Source organism: Mesorhizobium newzealandense (assembly GCF_042682145.1).
Taxonomy (GTDB): Bacteria; Pseudomonadota; Alphaproteobacteria; order Rhizobiales; family Rhizobiaceae; genus Mesorhizobium; species Mesorhizobium newzealandense.
This window is the reverse complement of the sequence record NZ_JBHUGZ010000014.1, coordinates 32,692-46,928: the sequence shown is the minus strand read 5'-3', so window position 1 is coordinate 46,928 and position 14,237 is coordinate 32,692. Positions and strand designations below refer to the sequence as shown.

General features: G+C 65.9%; 9 protein-coding genes. 2 read left to right on the top strand and 7 right to left on the bottom strand.

The window, feature by feature from the left end; genetic code table 11:
• The first annotated feature begins 50 nt into the window (after positions 1–50).
• Positions 51–1,376, top strand: coding sequence for a bifunctional folylpolyglutamate synthase/dihydrofolate synthase (locus ACFSOZ_RS20900; protein ID WP_379101104.1), 1,326 nt, complete (start codon positions 51–53; stop codon positions 1,374–1,376).
• Positions 1,377–1,410: 34 nt separating this feature from the next.
• Complete coding sequence (locus tag ACFSOZ_RS20895) at positions 1,411–1,830, top strand: VOC family protein (RefSeq protein WP_379101102.1); 420 nt, start codon at positions 1,411–1,413, stop codon at positions 1,828–1,830.
• A 30-nt stretch (positions 1,831–1,860) separates the two neighbouring features.
• Here the strand turns inward: ACFSOZ_RS20895 and ACFSOZ_RS20890 are convergent, their stop codons facing one another.
• The 7 genes from ACFSOZ_RS20890 to ACFSOZ_RS20860 all read right to left on the bottom strand — a co-directional run bounded on the left by ACFSOZ_RS20890 (position 1,861) and on the right by ACFSOZ_RS20860 (position 14,114).
• Entirely contained in the window at positions 1,861–2,142 is a 282-nt protein-coding gene (locus ACFSOZ_RS20890; protein ID WP_095083181.1) for a cupin domain-containing protein, read from the bottom strand.
• 132 nt (positions 2,143–2,274) lie between these two features.
• On the bottom strand, positions 2,275–2,598 hold the full coding sequence (trxA, locus tag ACFSOZ_RS20885; protein WP_111545430.1) for a thioredoxin: 324 nt from the start codon (positions 2,596–2,598) through the stop codon (positions 2,275–2,277).
• A gap of 75 nt (positions 2,599–2,673) precedes the next feature.
• Positions 2,674–6,186 carry a double-strand break repair helicase AddA gene (addA, locus tag ACFSOZ_RS20880; RefSeq protein WP_379101100.1) on the bottom strand — a complete coding sequence of 1,171 codons (3,513 nt, stop codon included), beginning with the start codon at positions 6,184–6,186 and terminating at the stop codon, positions 2,674–2,676.
• Positions 6,183–9,317, bottom strand: a complete 3,135-nt coding sequence (addB, locus tag ACFSOZ_RS20875) for a double-strand break repair protein AddB (RefSeq protein WP_379101098.1) — start codon at positions 9,315–9,317, stop codon at positions 6,183–6,185. Before addB ends, addA begins: the two co-directional genes overlap by 4 nt.
• Positions 9,314–10,042 (bottom strand): nucleotidyltransferase family protein, encoded by a 729-nt coding sequence (locus tag ACFSOZ_RS20870; RefSeq protein ID WP_379101096.1) that lies wholly within the window; start codon positions 10,040–10,042, stop codon positions 9,314–9,316. Before ACFSOZ_RS20870 ends, addB begins: the two co-directional genes overlap by 4 nt.
• Complete coding sequence (tsaE, locus tag ACFSOZ_RS20865; protein ID WP_379101094.1) at positions 10,039–11,550, bottom strand: tRNA (adenosine(37)-N6)-threonylcarbamoyltransferase complex ATPase subunit type 1 TsaE; 1,512 nt, start codon at positions 11,548–11,550, stop codon at positions 10,039–10,041. The genes ACFSOZ_RS20870 and tsaE overlap by 4 nt, the downstream gene beginning before the upstream one ends.
• Positions 11,551–11,558: 8 nt before the next feature.
• Positions 11,559–14,114, bottom strand: a complete 2,556-nt coding sequence (locus ACFSOZ_RS20860) for a sensor histidine kinase (protein WP_379101092.1) — start codon at positions 14,112–14,114, stop codon at positions 11,559–11,561.
• Positions 14,115–14,237 lie beyond the last annotated feature (123 nt).

Genomic DNA, 14,237 nt, shown 5'->3' with positions numbered 1-14,237 from the left:
CTTTCCGAAATCGATTCCGATTTTCGGGGTCATGCGCTAGGATTCCCATTATGACGACGCTTGCTGCCGACCGCGAAATCGAAGCCCTGATGGCGCTTCACCCGAAGGGTTTCGACCTTTCGCTCGACCGCATCTCGCGGCTTCTGGAGCGGCTTGATAACCCGCAGGACCGACTGCCGCCGGTCATCCACATCGCCGGCACCAACGGCAAGGGCTCGTGTGCCGCATTTTCGCGCGCACTGCTCGAAGCGGCGGACTACCGCGTCCACGTCCACACCTCGCCGCACCTGGTCAACTGGCACGAGCGCTACCGGCTGGCCGCCGATGGCGGCGGCCGTTTGGTCGACGACAGGGTGTTCGCCGATGCCATCGCCCGCGTCGCCAGGGCCAATGAAGGCGAGACGATCACCGTCTTCGAGATCCTGACCGCCGTCACCTTCCTGCTGTTTTCCGAGTATCCGGCCGATGTGGCCATCATCGAGGTCGGGCTCGGTGGCCGTTTCGACGCCACCAATGTCGTCAAGGAACCGGCAGTATCGGTGATCATGCCGGTGTCGCTCGACCACGAAGCCTATCTCGGCGACCGTGTCGAACTGATCGCCGCCGAAAAGGCCGGCATCATCAAGCGCGGCTGCCCGGTGGTCATCGGCGCGCAGGAAAGCGAGACGGCGCTGCAGGTGCTGATCGAGACCGCCGAGCGGCTTGAGTGTCCGGCCTTCGTCTACGGCCAGGATTTCCTCGCCTTCGAGGAGAACGGCCGCATGGTCTACCAGGACGAAGACGGCCTGATGGACCTGCCGCCGCCACGGCTGCCCGGACGCCACCAGTTCGCCAACGCGGCGGCGGCGATAGCCGCGGTCAAGGCAGCCGGCTTCGAGATCAGCCATCGCGCCGCCGAGAAGGCGATGATCAATGTCGCCTGGCCCGGCCGGATGCAGAAGCTGGCGCAGGGCCGGCTGGCGGAGCTGGCGCCGAAGGGCGCCGACATCTGGCTCGACGGCGGCCACAATCCGGGCGCCGGCGTGGTCGTTGCCGAGGCGCTGGCCGAGCAGGAAGAAAAGAACCCGCGTCCGCTCTTCCTCATCTCGGGCATGATCAACACCAAGGACCAGAGCGGCTATTTCCGCGCCTTCAAGGGCCTCGCCCGGCATGTCTACACGGTGCCGGTGAGCCTTAGCGACGCCGGCGTGCCGAACGATGAACTGGCGATCCGAGCGACGGAAGCCGGACTGACGGCCGAACCGGTGAGTTCCGTCGCCAGCGCGCTGATGCTGCTGCGCGACACCTGGGATGGCCCGCCGCCGCGCATCCTGATCGGCGGTTCGCTTTATCTGGCCGGCGCCGTCCTGGCGGAGAACGGCACGCCCCCGACCTGAGGTCGGATTTCGGCGATCACCGCAAGGAGCAGCCATGATCAAGGTGAAGCAGGTCGCTCACGTCTGCATCTTCGCGAATGATCTGGAGGCGACGCGAGGCTTCTACCGCGACGTCCTCGGCATGGACACCCAGTTCAATTTCCTGCGTGACGGCAAGATTTTCGGGTTTTACCTCGATTGCGGCGGTCGCAGCCATATCGAGGTGTTCCAGAAGGACGGCACCAGCTACGACGAGTTCAACCAGATCAACCACTTCTGCCTTGAAGTGGAAAACATCGACGCAGCGATCGCCCACATCAGGTCAAGGGGCGTCGACGTCACGGCAAAGAAACTGGCCTGTGATGACACCTACCAGGGCTGGATTCGCGACCCCAACGGCGTGAAGATCGAGCTGTTCGAGTATACCGGAAAAAGTGCGCAGTTCGCTGGAGGCGATCGTGTCGCCGACTGGTAATCGCACCTGGCGCCTGATGGCTTTCGCGGGTTATTTCAACTCGATCTCGATGAAGGCGTATTCGCCCTCATTGGCGTTGATGACGTCGTGTTCGACGCCCTCCTTGCGGAAATAGGGCGCGCCCTTCTTCATCTCGGCAAAGGATTCACCGTCCTTGGTCAAAAGCTTCACCTTGCCGTCCATCAGCGGCACGACGACATAGTCGTGGCCATGGCGGTGCCAGCCGGTGTTGTCCCCGGGCGCGAAGCGGTACTCGGTGACGATGACACGCTCATTGTCGATGAAGACGGTGGCCTTGGCGGATCCGGTCATAACGTTTCTCCCTGCTTCTGCTGCCAACAGAAGACATGGAGTGGCTCAATGTGAGGGCCAGAGCGGCTCACCGATGACGCCAACAAAAAGCCCGGCGCGAGGCCGGGCTTGATATCAGGAATTTCAGAAGGATCAGGCGAGGCTACCATTGATCCAGTGCGACAGCGCGGTCTTGGGTGCTGCGCCAACCTTCATGTCGGCCACTTCGCCGCCCTTGAAGATCATCAGCGTCGGAATCGAGCGCACACCGAACTGCGCGGCCAGCTCGGGATTTTCGTCGATGTTCAGCTTGGCGATCTTCACCTTGGCGCCGAGTTCGGTGGCGATGTCTTCGAGCGCCGGCGCGATCATCTTGCAGGGACCGCACCATTCCGCCCAGAAATCGACGACGACCGGTACGCTGGCGTTAAGCACATCGGCCTGGAAATTGCTCTTGTCGACCTTGACGGTGGTCATGCGGAAAATCCTTTCGAAAGTTTTCGTCGCACCAAATGTGGTGGTGATCGCGCCCTTCTTCAAGCAGGTGTTGTGTCACGCTCCTGTGAGTCGAGCAAGGGCGTCATCCATGGTGCCGGCCGGCAGTTCGATCAGCCGCGGCGCTTCGGTGAACAGCAGGGCCGCCTGGACCACGCGTCCGGGGTAAAGCGGCTGCAGCAGGGCGCGATAGAGCGCGAGCTGCAGGACATAGGCCGGCGGGATCTCGGCCAGAGAGCCGGGCGCCGGCCGGTTGGTCTTGTAGTCGACGATCGAGACCGTGTCCGGCGTCACCGCCAACCGGTCGATCTTGCCGGAAATCGAGCGCTTTTTGCCCTTGACCTCCAGGCTGCCCATGATGGCGACCTCGGCACGCGACGATGGCGCAAACAGCCGACCGAAGCGCGGGTCGGCGAGGATGGCGGTGACCGACCCCAAGGCCTTTTCACGCTCTGACGGAGGCCAGTCTGCACCCGTTCGGGCGAGATACCGTTCCGCGGCGCCCTCGCGTTCGTCCTCGGCAATGCCGGGCAACATCTGCAGCAGTTTGTGCAGGGCGAGCCCACGCAGCACGGCAAAGCCCGGCTCGGCATCGGCGTCGAGCACCGGCGAAGCCTTGTCGACCACCGCTTCCTTGCCTTCGTCGATGAGCGCCGAAGCGCCGGATGGCGACAGCGGGCGCGGCAGGTCCTCGAACGGCGGCAAGGGCCGGAACAAGGTCGCCGGCAAGGGCCCGAAAGTGTGCGCCTGCCGTGCCTGCTCGCCGGAGACCAAAGCGACGGGCGGCAGCTTGGTGACGTGAAAACGATGCACCGGGTCGCCGCCGGCGGGGTGCGGACGCTCCTCGCTCTCAAGAGCGGCGATCAGCGCGCGGCTGACGATCGAATGCCAGGTGCCGGCGTTCGGCGCACGCTTGCCGTGATAGCCGCAGACGATCAGCCGGTCCTCGGCCCGGGTCATGCCGACATAGAGCAGGCGGCGATATTCGTCATCGGCAAGCTCTCGGGCCCGCATCGCCGCAGCCTTGGAAAAGCCGTTGGCGACATCGCTGGCCGAGCGCCAGAGGTAGCCCTTGCCATCCCAGCCTGAGCCGTCGAAAGGCATCAGGCGCGGCAGATGCTGGTCGCTGAATGGCGCCGAGCCGCCATCGACCAGGAACACGACCGGCGCTTCCAGGCCCTTGGCGGCATGCACGGTCATGACGCGAACCTCGTCGCGCGTCTGGTCCATCTCACGCTTGATCTCGGGGCCGGCATTCTCCAGCGTCGACAGGAAGGCTTCCAGCCCCGGCAGGCCGGTTCGTTCCTCAGCCAGGCAGAAACTCAGGAATTCATCGAGAATATCGCCGGCTTCGGGCCCGAGCCGCGCGATCATCTTCCGGCGCACGCCATCGCGCGCCAGCAGCCCGGCATAGAACTCGAACACCGGCTTGAAGGCGGCCTCGTTCGCCCAGGAATCGAGCTGGGCGATAATCGCCGCCAAGGCCTCGCTTTCGCCGGCGTGGGCGCGCAGCGACGCGATCAGCGACAGGCCGAGCGGCCTGTCCGCGGCGAGCGTGAACAGCGTCTCCTCCGACAGATCGAAGATCGGGCTGCGCAGGACGGCGGCGAGCGACAGATCGTCCTGCGGCTGGATGAGGAGATGGCCGAGCGCGATCAGGTCCTTGACCGCGATGTGGCCGGGCAGGCTCAGCCGGTCGGCGCCGGCGACCGGAATGTCACGGCGTTTGAGCGCCCGGGTCAGCGCGTGGACGAAGCGGTCGCGCTTGCGCACCAGCACCAGCACGTCGCCCGGCCGCAGCCGCTTGCCGCGGCCCTCGATGATCTCGCCATTGCTGATCCAGCCGGCAATGGTGGCCGCGACATTCTCGGCAACGCGCACCGCCGGCGCATGGGCATGGTCGATGGCCTGAGTCCAGTCATCGGGCTCGTCGACGACGTCGGCGCCGACCGACGGCCACACCTCGACATAGCCCGGCGCGTCGGTGCGGATCGCCTGGTGACGCAGCGGATCGGGATCATGGCTGATGCCGCGCCGCACGATGGGATCGGCAAAGACGCGGTCGACCGCGGTCAGAACGTCGTCAGTCGAGCGAAACGACCAGGTCAGCTTGAGGTCGGCGAAGGATGCCTCGGCGTCGCGCACCCGTCCGGCAAACAACAGCCGGCTGTCGGCGAAGGAGTCCGGGGCGGCACCCTGAAAGGAATAGATCGACTGCTTCTCGTCACCGACGGCAAAGACCGTGCGATGGACCCTGTCGCGGGCGCCGAAGCCGGCAAAGAATTCTTCCGCCAGCCGCTTCACCACCTCCCATTGATCCGGGCTGGTGTCCTGCGCCTCATCGAGCAGGATGTGGTCGATGCCCTGGTCGAGCTTGTATTGCACCCAGGGGCCGGCATCGGGGCGCGCCAGCAGGTTGACCGTGCGGGTGATCAGGTCGTTGAAATCGAGGAAGCCGCGGCTGCGCTTCAGCACTTCGTAGCGGGCGATCAGCCAGTCGGCGATGGTTAGCGCGGCGCGTGTGCCTTCCAGCATACGGAACAGGGCCAACCTGTCGACGGTTTCGACGATGGCCTTGGCCGCCGAAAGGTAGCGTTCCGCCAGATCCGGCAGCCGGTCGACCAGCGCCTTCTTGAAGGCCTTTGCCGGATCGTAGGCATCGCCATCGGTCTTGAGGAAGGCCCTCGCAAGCAGTTGCAGCCGACGAACCGGGTCGGCCTCAGCGAAAGCCTGACGAGCATAGGGCAGGATGTTGTTCAGCACCGTCCTGGCGTCGGTGGTATCGGCGGCCTGGGCAAAGCCGGCAAAATAGTCGGGCAGGAAGCCCGGCAGCGGCCAGACCGATGCCGCTATCCCTTCGGTGGTCTGGCCAGGGCGGAAATGGAATTCGTCGAACAGCGCCTGGAACCGCGTGCCGTCGCGTCCGACGGCGTCGATGAAATTGCGCAAGCCGTCGCGCTTGCGCACGATCTCGCCCAGCAAGGCGTCGAGCCCGGCCTCGCCGCCACGATCGAGAATGGTGGCAAAGGCCTCGGCCAGATCCATGTCGCCGGCGGCCGTGCCGGAAATCATGTCGCGGCGCGCGGCGGCAAACAGCGACGCTTCCATCTGCGGATCGAGCAATTCGAAATGGGCGGGGATGTTGGCCTCCAGCGGGAATTGGTGAAGCACCGATTCGCAGAAGGCGTGGATGGTCTGGATCTTCAGCCCGCCGGGCGTTTCCAACGCCTCGGCGAACAGGCGCCGCGCCCGGCGCATGGTCTCAAGATCGGGCCGACGCCCTTCCAGCGCCTCGACCTTGGAGGCCAGATCCGTATCACCCAGCGTCGTCCATTCCGACAGTGTCGAAAAGACCCGGTTCGACATGTTGGCGGCCGCGGCGCGCGTATAGGTCAGGCACAGGATCTTCGACGGATCGGTGCCGCGCAGCAGCAGCCGGATGACACGCTGGGCCAGGACATGGGTCTTGCCGGAGCCGGCATTGGCCGACACCCAGGCGGAATTCCCGGGATCAGCGGCGCGGGCCTGGCTGGACGCGGTGTCGCTGGGGATGGGATAGGCTTTCTTCACGCCTCCCCTCCCTCGTCGCCGGCGTCGCCGCCGGCCGACCATTCGAGCACGCGGGCGAGATGGTCGTAGTCGCCGTCGGTCTCGCCTTCGCGAAACGGCAGCGCGCGCGACAGATAACCGGTCGCCGGATCGGCATAGTGGATCAGAAGCTTTTCCAGCCTCGCCCAGGCGTCTTCGGCAAGATCGGTCGCGGTTTTCGGCTGGCGGTTGTGTTCGAGGATGGATTCCTCGAACACTTCGCCATTCGGCTTCAGCCGCACGAAGGCCAGTTGCGAGGGTTCGCGTACGCCCAGATCCTTGAAGGCGCCGCGCCTGAGCAGCGCGCCTTCCAGCGCCAGTTGCGGCGCAAGCAGCGTGTGCGCCTGCGCCTTGGACGGCGAGGAGCCTGTCTTGTAGTCCAGTATGTCGGCCATGCCGCCGGCCAGCAGGTCGACCCGGTCGGCGTAGCCGGACAGTGTCACGCCGGACTGGCCGACGACGGTCTTGCCGGCGCGCTCCTCGGCATGACGCCGCATCACCGCGTCGGCGCGCGTGCGCTCCCACTCGATGATGTTGGCGGCGAGCTTTTCGAAACGCGGCCACCACACGGCCTCGACATCGGCCGGAAGTGATGCTTCGGCAAAACAGGCGCGGCCGGCGGCGATGAGGCCGGCGAGCGCGTCGGGTGCGCGCGGATCGGCAACGCGCGCCGAGAACAGGTGCAGGATGGCATGAAACAGCGTGCCGCGCTCGGCGGCACCGGGGTCGCGGATGACCGGATCGAGCGGCATCAGGCCGAGGATTTTTCGTGCATAGACAGCGTATGGATCGCGGCGCAGGGTCTCGATCTCAGTGACCGAGAAATGGCTTGGGCGCACCGACAAAGGCGGCTTCGGCTGCGGCCGTGGCGCGAAATCCTGCCTCGGGCCGGTATCGAGCGCGCGTGCCCAGGCGAGCAGCTCGTCGCCGCGTCGGCGCAGTTCAGCCGCCTGATCGTTGCCGATGAAGGTGAGCAGGCGCTGCAGCCAGCGTGACGGCACGGCCGGTGCGTCGCCGGCACGCGCCGAGCGGGCCAGCACCACCTTCTTCGCGCCCATCGCCATCTGGAAGTCGTGCGCGGCAAGGCCGATGCGCCGTTCCGGCGGCTCGAGATCGATGGCGGTCTTCATCAGCCGCGACATGAAGCGGTCGCTCTCCGGCTTGCGCGGCCACACGCCTTCGTTGAGCCCGCCAATGACCAGCGTGTCGACATCCTGCAATCGTGCCTCCAGGGCGCCCCAAATGGCGATGTTCCTGTCGGTGCCTTGTGCCGGCTTGACCGTTTCAGGCGCGATCAGCGCCGCCATCACGTCAGGCCACTCGCCGGCGGCGAAGGACAGCGATGCCGAAGCCGCGACCAGCCCGCGCAGCAGTTCGGCAAGCTTTTCGCCGGCGTCACCCGCATAGAGCGCGCCAAGGCCGCCATCGGCGGTACGGCCGAGATTTTCGAGCGCCTCAACGCTGGCCCTGACCAGCGCGGCAAGGTCGGCGTCACCCTGGCCGCGAAACGCCGCGAGCGGCGCCAGCGCTTGGGCAAGACGTTCGAGCAAATTCTTCGCGCCTTCGATGGAGCGCACGGTCAGCCGGGAAAACCAGAAGGGCCGCCGGCTGTCGCTGCCCAGGCCGGTGAGGCGGGTTTCGAACAGTTCCGGCAGCGAAACGATATCCGGGCGGCCAGTGCCGCCGCGCAGCGCCACCAGTTCGACCAGCTCCGCCGCATGGCGCACATCAGCGCGTTCCAGGCCGAGGCCGAGCAGCGGATGCTTGAGCAGCGACAGCAGGCCAACCGGATCGCCTGGGCGGAACACCGCCTCGAGCGCCAGCCTGAGCAGGCTGGCCGCCGGGGTGTTGGCGAGCGGCGTGCCACCGGAATCATCGGCGACGACGCCGAAGCGCTTGAGCTCGACCGAAACGCGGCGCGCCAGTGCACGATCGCCGGTGACGAGAGCCGCCCTCCGGCCGGGCTCTTCGACCGCGCGCTTGAGCGCGACGGCGATGGCGACGGCTTCATCGCGTTCGCTGGCCGCTTCGAGCAGGGTCACGTCGCCGAAGGCGCCTGCGATATCGGGCACTGAGAATCCGGCACGTGTCTCGGCCCACAGCTCTGTGGTTTCAGCAGGGCGTAGCGCTTCACCGACAAGGGTGGCGCGGAGGGCCAGTTGCGGCTCGGCCGCGCCGATCTCCTCGACATCGCCGCGCAGCACGCCGATCTTGCCGATCAGCCTGGCGAGACCGTATTGCGGGTGGCCGAGCACGGCCGGACGCGCGCCGGGCGCGGCGATTGCCTGGAAGGACGCTTCGTCCAGCGTCCGGTCGAGACTGGGCAGCACGATGGCGCCGCCGGGCAAGCGGGCGATCGTGGCAAGCAGCTCGGCCGTGGCGGGTATAGAGCCAGTCGAGCCCGCCGCGATGACCGGCCCGGCAGGCGGATTGCGTTGCAGCCGCGCGGCCTCGGCGCGGATCAGCGCGCTGCGATGCGCGGCCGGGTTGGAGCGATCGCGCTCCGCAAGGAATTTCGGCCAGGCGTCGGTGACGATGCCGAGGAATTCGAGCGTCACCTGCCACCATCCGGCAAGGTTGCCGGTCACCAGGTCGGTGAGCTTGGCCCAGTCCGTGCCTTCCGTCTCGATTTCATCCATCAGCCGGGCAAGATCGCGTGCCAGCCAGATCGCATCGGCGGTAGAGGCCGGGATGACAATCTCCTCGGCGAACAGTGCCGCGACATGCGCTGGCAACTGGCGTTTCCAGGCGCGCACCAGTGGCGCCAGCAGCAACAGGCGTTCAGTTGCCGCGATCGGCGGCGCAAGGTCGATTGCCGCCGACGCCTCGGTCTCGAAAGCGGCCTCATCCTCGTCGAATTCGCCGAGTGGCCGGATGACCGGCAGGATCGCCGAACCGCCGCCGCCACGTGCCGCGAGGCTGTCGACGAAGACACCCCGCAAGGCGCGCGCCGCGCGGCGCGTCGGCACATAGATGGTGACATCGGCCAGAGCGAGCGGGTCGCCATCGAATCGAAACCCCGGAACGAGACGGCCGGCAAGCAGCGCCTCGGCAAGCGTCGGCAGAAACGGCGCTCCGGAGGGAATTGAGAAAACGCGGCTCGAGCCGCTCATTGCGACTCGGTTAACGCGTCGGCGACCGCCGCTTCCGCGAGCGGAATGGCATCGGGCGTGCCGACGGTGATCCAATGGCCATGCATCGGCATGCCGAACAGGCGGCCGGCAGCAATGGCTGTGTCGAAATAGGCATTGAGCGAGTGCGGCCCGGCCGGTGCCTTCTCGAACAGCCGCGGATGGACGATCGCCGCCCCGGCATAGATCAGGCCCGCCGGATCACCCTTCGAGCGCCGCAAGGCGCCGTCCGGCGCCACCAGGAAATCGGTGCTGCCGCAGTGTCCGGTCGCCTGATGGAGATCCGCCAACATCAGCAGAATATCCATTTTCGCCGCGTCCCATGCAAGGGCAAGGCGGCCGAGATTGAGTGGACCCTGGTCGATCCAGAAGGTGTCGGCGTTGAGGATGTAGAAGGGCCGCTCGCCCAGCTCCGGCAACGCCTTGACGATGCCGCCGGCAGAATCGAGCAGTTTTTCGCTCTCGTCGGAAATGGTGATCCGTGGCGCGCGGCGCGCGGCGACATGGGCGATGATCTGTTCGGGAAGATAATGGACGTTGACCACGGCCTTGCCGACACCGGCGGCGGCCAGGCTGTCGAGGCCCCAGTCGAGCAACGTCTTGCCGGCGATCTTGACCAGCGGCTTGGGAATGGTGTCGGTGATTGGCCGCATGCGCTTGCCAAGCCCGGCGGCGAGCACGATCGCAGTGTCCGGTCTTGCTGTCACAGTGCCCGCTCCTCCAGCAAACCGTTGGCGTTGTAGAACTCCCGCAGGCTGGCCAGCGCCGGATGAGACAGCGCCCGGCGCAGATAGTCACGAATGCGCGGCAGGTGCTTCAGATAATAGGGCTTGCCGTCGCGCTTTTCGAGGCGGACGAAGATACCGAGGATCTTGGAATTTCGCTGCGCCGCCATGATTGCGTAGGATTCCAGGAAGCTTGCTTCGTCGAAGGTGCCGGCTGCGTGGCGCGCCGCGACATAGGCGTCGAGCGTCTCTCTCTCGATCTCGGGCGATATCGTCACACGCGCGTCCATGGCGAGGGAGGCGACATCATAGGCGGACGGCCCGATCAGTGCGTCCTGGATATCGACGATGCCCAGCCGATCATGCTTGGCGCGGTCGCCACGCCAGATGATGTTGGGCGAATGGAAATCGCGCAGCATCAGCGTGTATTCGCGGCCCTTCAACCGGTCGAGGAGCGCGTTCCATTCCCTGTCATAGCCAACCCGCAAGACTTCGCTTGCCGGCTTTCCGGTAATCATCGGCACATACCAGTCGACCAAAAGACTGGCCTCGATCATCATGGCATCGCGGTCGAAGGGTGGCACGTCGTGGAAGACGCCGGGCGCTGCCTCAATCCGCTCCGGCCATGCCTTGCCATGCATCATGGCCAGCAGCTCGGCCGCAGCCGCGTAGCGTTTGGCCACCGGCAGGCCATCGCTGTCGAGAAAGCTCTCTGAACCCAGATGCTCGGTGAGCAGGAAACCTTGTTCGAGGTCCTTGGCGTGGATCACGGGCACGCTGACACCTTGAGCCAGCAAGGCGCGGTCGATGGCGACGAAGGCTGTAACGGATTGCGCCAGGTGGGCGATCTCGGCATAGGGCCTGCCGTCGCGGACCGGCGGACCGAGCACCAGCCGCGGCGAATTCATCAGCACACGCGGCTCCGCGCCCTCAAGCGAGACGATCTCGTAGGAGCGGGCCGAGGCATCGCCGATGAAATGGCGCCGCCTTGCTTCGCCCCAGCCGGCACTTTCGAGAAAGGCGCGCATGGCCAGCGAGCGCGCCGCGCGGTCGAAGGCAGCACCTTCGCCCGACAGCTGGGCCAGCCGGCCCTCGCCATGCTGGACCAGTTCGATCAGAACCGAGGTTTTCGGCAGATAGCTTTCCGCCCGTTCCGGCCATTCGACCAGGGCAGCGCCTTGCGCCAGGGCTTCATCAAAACCCAGCTCATCGATTTCAGCTGCCGAGGACAGACGGTAGAGATCGAAATGATGGACCGGGACGCGGGTGTCGTAGCTCTGCACCAGCGTGAAGGTCGGGCTCGGAACGTCGAGACCGGCATCGTCGGCCAAAGCCCGGATCAACGCCCGCGCCAAGGTGGACTTGCCGGCGCCGAGGTCGCCCTTGAGCGCCAGGACGTCACCTGGACGCAATGACAACGCCAGATCCTCGCCCAGCCGTGCTGTCTGGGTCTCGTCGGCGAGTAAACGCTCCAGCACCAATCCCGTCATCGAGCGCGCTACTCGGCCGCGGCGCGGATGCCCGGCATGTCGGGGAAGGTGCAGATGACGGTCGTGCCCTTGTCCTTGCCGGTTTCGATGCGAACGCTGCCGCCATGCAGCTCGACAAAGCTCTTGACGATCGACAGGCCGAGACCGGCGCCGCGCCGTCGGCCGCCATTGGCGCGCGGCTCAAAACGGCGGAACACCGAATCGAGCAGGTCCGGCGGCATGCCGGGGCCGTCGTCATGAACCGAGAATTCCACCCCGTCCGCCAGATGGCGGCAAGTGAGCCGGATGGTGCTGGCTTCCGGCGCGTAGTTGGCGGCGTTGCTGAGCAGATTGTAGAGGATCTGGCGGACGCGGATCTCGTCGCCATGGAACGTCTTCGGCGCCGCGGCGGCGTCGACCTCGAGCCTGATCGAATGCTCTTCCAGCCGGTCGGCCACCAGTTCGGCCGCGGCCGCAATGGTGCGACCGACCTGCACCTCGGAAATGTCGAGCTGCATGATGCCGGCGTCCACCGTCGCCAGGTCGAGGATGTCGTTGACGATGGTGAGCAGGACCGAGGAGGACGAGCTGACATGCTCGACATATTCGCGCTGCTTCTGCGTCAGCGGGCCGGTCGTCGGCAGCGACAGCAGCTCGGTGAAGCCGATGATGTTGGTCAGCGGCGAGCGCAATTCGTAGGAGACGTGCTGGACGAATTCGTTCTTGAGCTGGTCGGATTTTTGCAGCGCCTCGTTCTTGTCCTTCAGCGCCCGCTCGACGTTGACGCTGTCGGTGACGTCGACGAAGGTCATCATCACCTGCCCGTTGGGCAACGGGATCATGGCGTAGCTCAGCACATTGCCGTTGTTGAGTTCGGTCTGGCCGTGGCGGTCGCGGCGCTCGTCGTCGAACCCGGTGATGGCGGCCACGAAGCCCGGCCAGGGACTGTTCGCCGCCTGCCCATCGCAAAGGTCGCGGATCGCGGAAACGTGCACATTGGACTTGGCCGCTTCGCCGCTCAAACCCCAGAGCTTGGCAAAGGCAGGGTTCGACAGCCGAAGCCTGCCATCGGGGCCGAACACCGCCACGCCTTCGGCAAGATTGTCGAGCGTCTCGCCCTGCACCCGCACCGCTGTCTGGTAGCGGCTTTCGAGGTCCATCTTCTCGGTCAGGTTCTCGAACACCCAGGTCACGCCGCCCTTGGGCTGCGGGTTGGCAACAACGCGGATGGTCTTGCCGTCCGGCAGATGCCACCAATGTTCCTGCGATTCGACGGCGCGGTAGGCGCCGAGCAGGCCTTCCTTCCAGCGGCGCCATTCCGGCTGCTCGGCGATCTTGCCCGAGCTGCGCAGCCGGTCGAGCAGCAAGGCATTGTCGGGAGCGCTGTGCAGGAAGCCGCTGTCGAGACCCCATAGTTTCTGGAAAGCCTGGTTGAAGAACCGTAGCTTCTCGTCAGTGTCGAAAATGGCGACCGCCGTATTGAGTTGATCGAGCGTGTCGGCGTGGCTCCTGACGGTACGTTCGTACTCGCCGCGGACGGTCTCGATGGCGCTGGTGTCGCAGGCCAGGCCGGCCGAGCCATCGGCGCCGGCGAAATCGGTGACCGCGAACACACGGCGGTCGCCTTCGATCACTGTGGAAAGCGACTGCTCGAAGACCGGATGCGTCTTGTGCTGGGCGGCAATCGCATCGCGTGCCTGGCCGCCGAGGAACTCCTTTGCCTCCCGAACCGCGGCTTCGGCATTTTCGGCTTCGACCGCATCGGCATAAGCCCGGTTGACCCACTTCAGCCGCCCATCCTCGCTGCGAAGCCATGTCGGCATGTTCAGCGCGTCGAGCAGGCCTATCATCGTGTCATGGTCGGCGGCCAGCCGCTGGTTCTCGATCTTCAGCCTGGCCTGGCTGCGCTGCGTCTCCGAGAGCGAGACGAACCGCACGAGCACATGTGCCGCGCTCTTGCGGCCATGCACTTCGAGCGGTGCGCCGGCCTGCGATTCGATGACGAGGTCGAAGTGTTTCGCCTTTTCGCGCAATCCCGCAACGGCATGTTCGAGCGCCGCCGCCGAACGCGGCATCAGCCAGCGGCCGAAAGCGAGGAAGGCGGCGCGATCCTCGGGAGCGCCGCTTTCGACGGGCAATGTGCCGATGAGTTCGGGCTTCTTGTTTTCCGCGGCCCAGACGACCACGCGCTGGTCGCGCAGATTGAGCAGCGCCTCCGAGCGGCGCAGGGCCGCGTTGATGTCGGCGAGGCGGCTCCTGAGTTCGACATTTTCTGCCGAGGTGCGGGCTCTTTCGCGGATGAGAACGATGGCCGACAGAAGTGCGGCACCGGTCACGCCGACAAACACGGCAAGCTGCATGACCTCGATCGTGCTGATCGACAACCCGGCCGTGGCCACGCCAGCGGCTTCGGCATGCGCGACCGCATTGGCCAGGGGGCCGGTAAACGCGGACGTGGCAAGAAACAGCCCCGCGCGGGCGCGCAATGACAGGCCTCCGCCTTGCAAGGCGGAGCCAGTGACCCCCGAATCGTCTTGGCCGCCGGAAACGGCCCGTCCCGCTCTGTGCGGGTGTTGCCCCGGCATGTCTTGGTCCTCTCCGCCGCCTGAATGCAAGACCGCCCTGATGCGTGCCTCTCTGATCCCCTCTCGGGCCGGAAGCGTCGCGAATCACCTGACAATAAACCCTCGCCGAATCGGCGTGAAGGC

Bases quoted from the DNA above. Each gene is read 5' to 3' on its own strand.
- trxA (WP_111545430.1), bottom strand. From the start codon at position 2,598: ATGACCACCGTCAAGGTCGACAAGAGCAATTTCCAGGCCGATGTGCTT.
- addB (WP_379101098.1), bottom strand. From the start codon at position 9,317: ATGAGCGGCTCGAGCCGCGTTTTCTCAATTCCCTCCGGAGCGCCGTTT.
- ACFSOZ_RS20890 (WP_095083181.1), bottom strand. From the start codon at position 2,142: ATGACCGGATCCGCCAAGGCCACCGTCTTCATCGACAATGAGCGTGTC.
- ACFSOZ_RS20860 (WP_379101092.1), bottom strand. From the start codon at position 14,114: ATGCCGGGGCAACACCCGCACAGAGCGGGACGGGCCGTTTCCGGCGGC.
- ACFSOZ_RS20900 (WP_379101104.1), top strand. From the start codon at position 51: ATGACGACGCTTGCTGCCGACCGCGAAATCGAAGCCCTGATGGCGCTT.
- tsaE (WP_379101094.1), bottom strand. From the start codon at position 11,550: ATGACGGGATTGGTGCTGGAGCGTTTACTCGCCGACGAGACCCAGACA.
- ACFSOZ_RS20895 (WP_379101102.1), top strand. From the start codon at position 1,411: ATGATCAAGGTGAAGCAGGTCGCTCACGTCTGCATCTTCGCGAATGAT.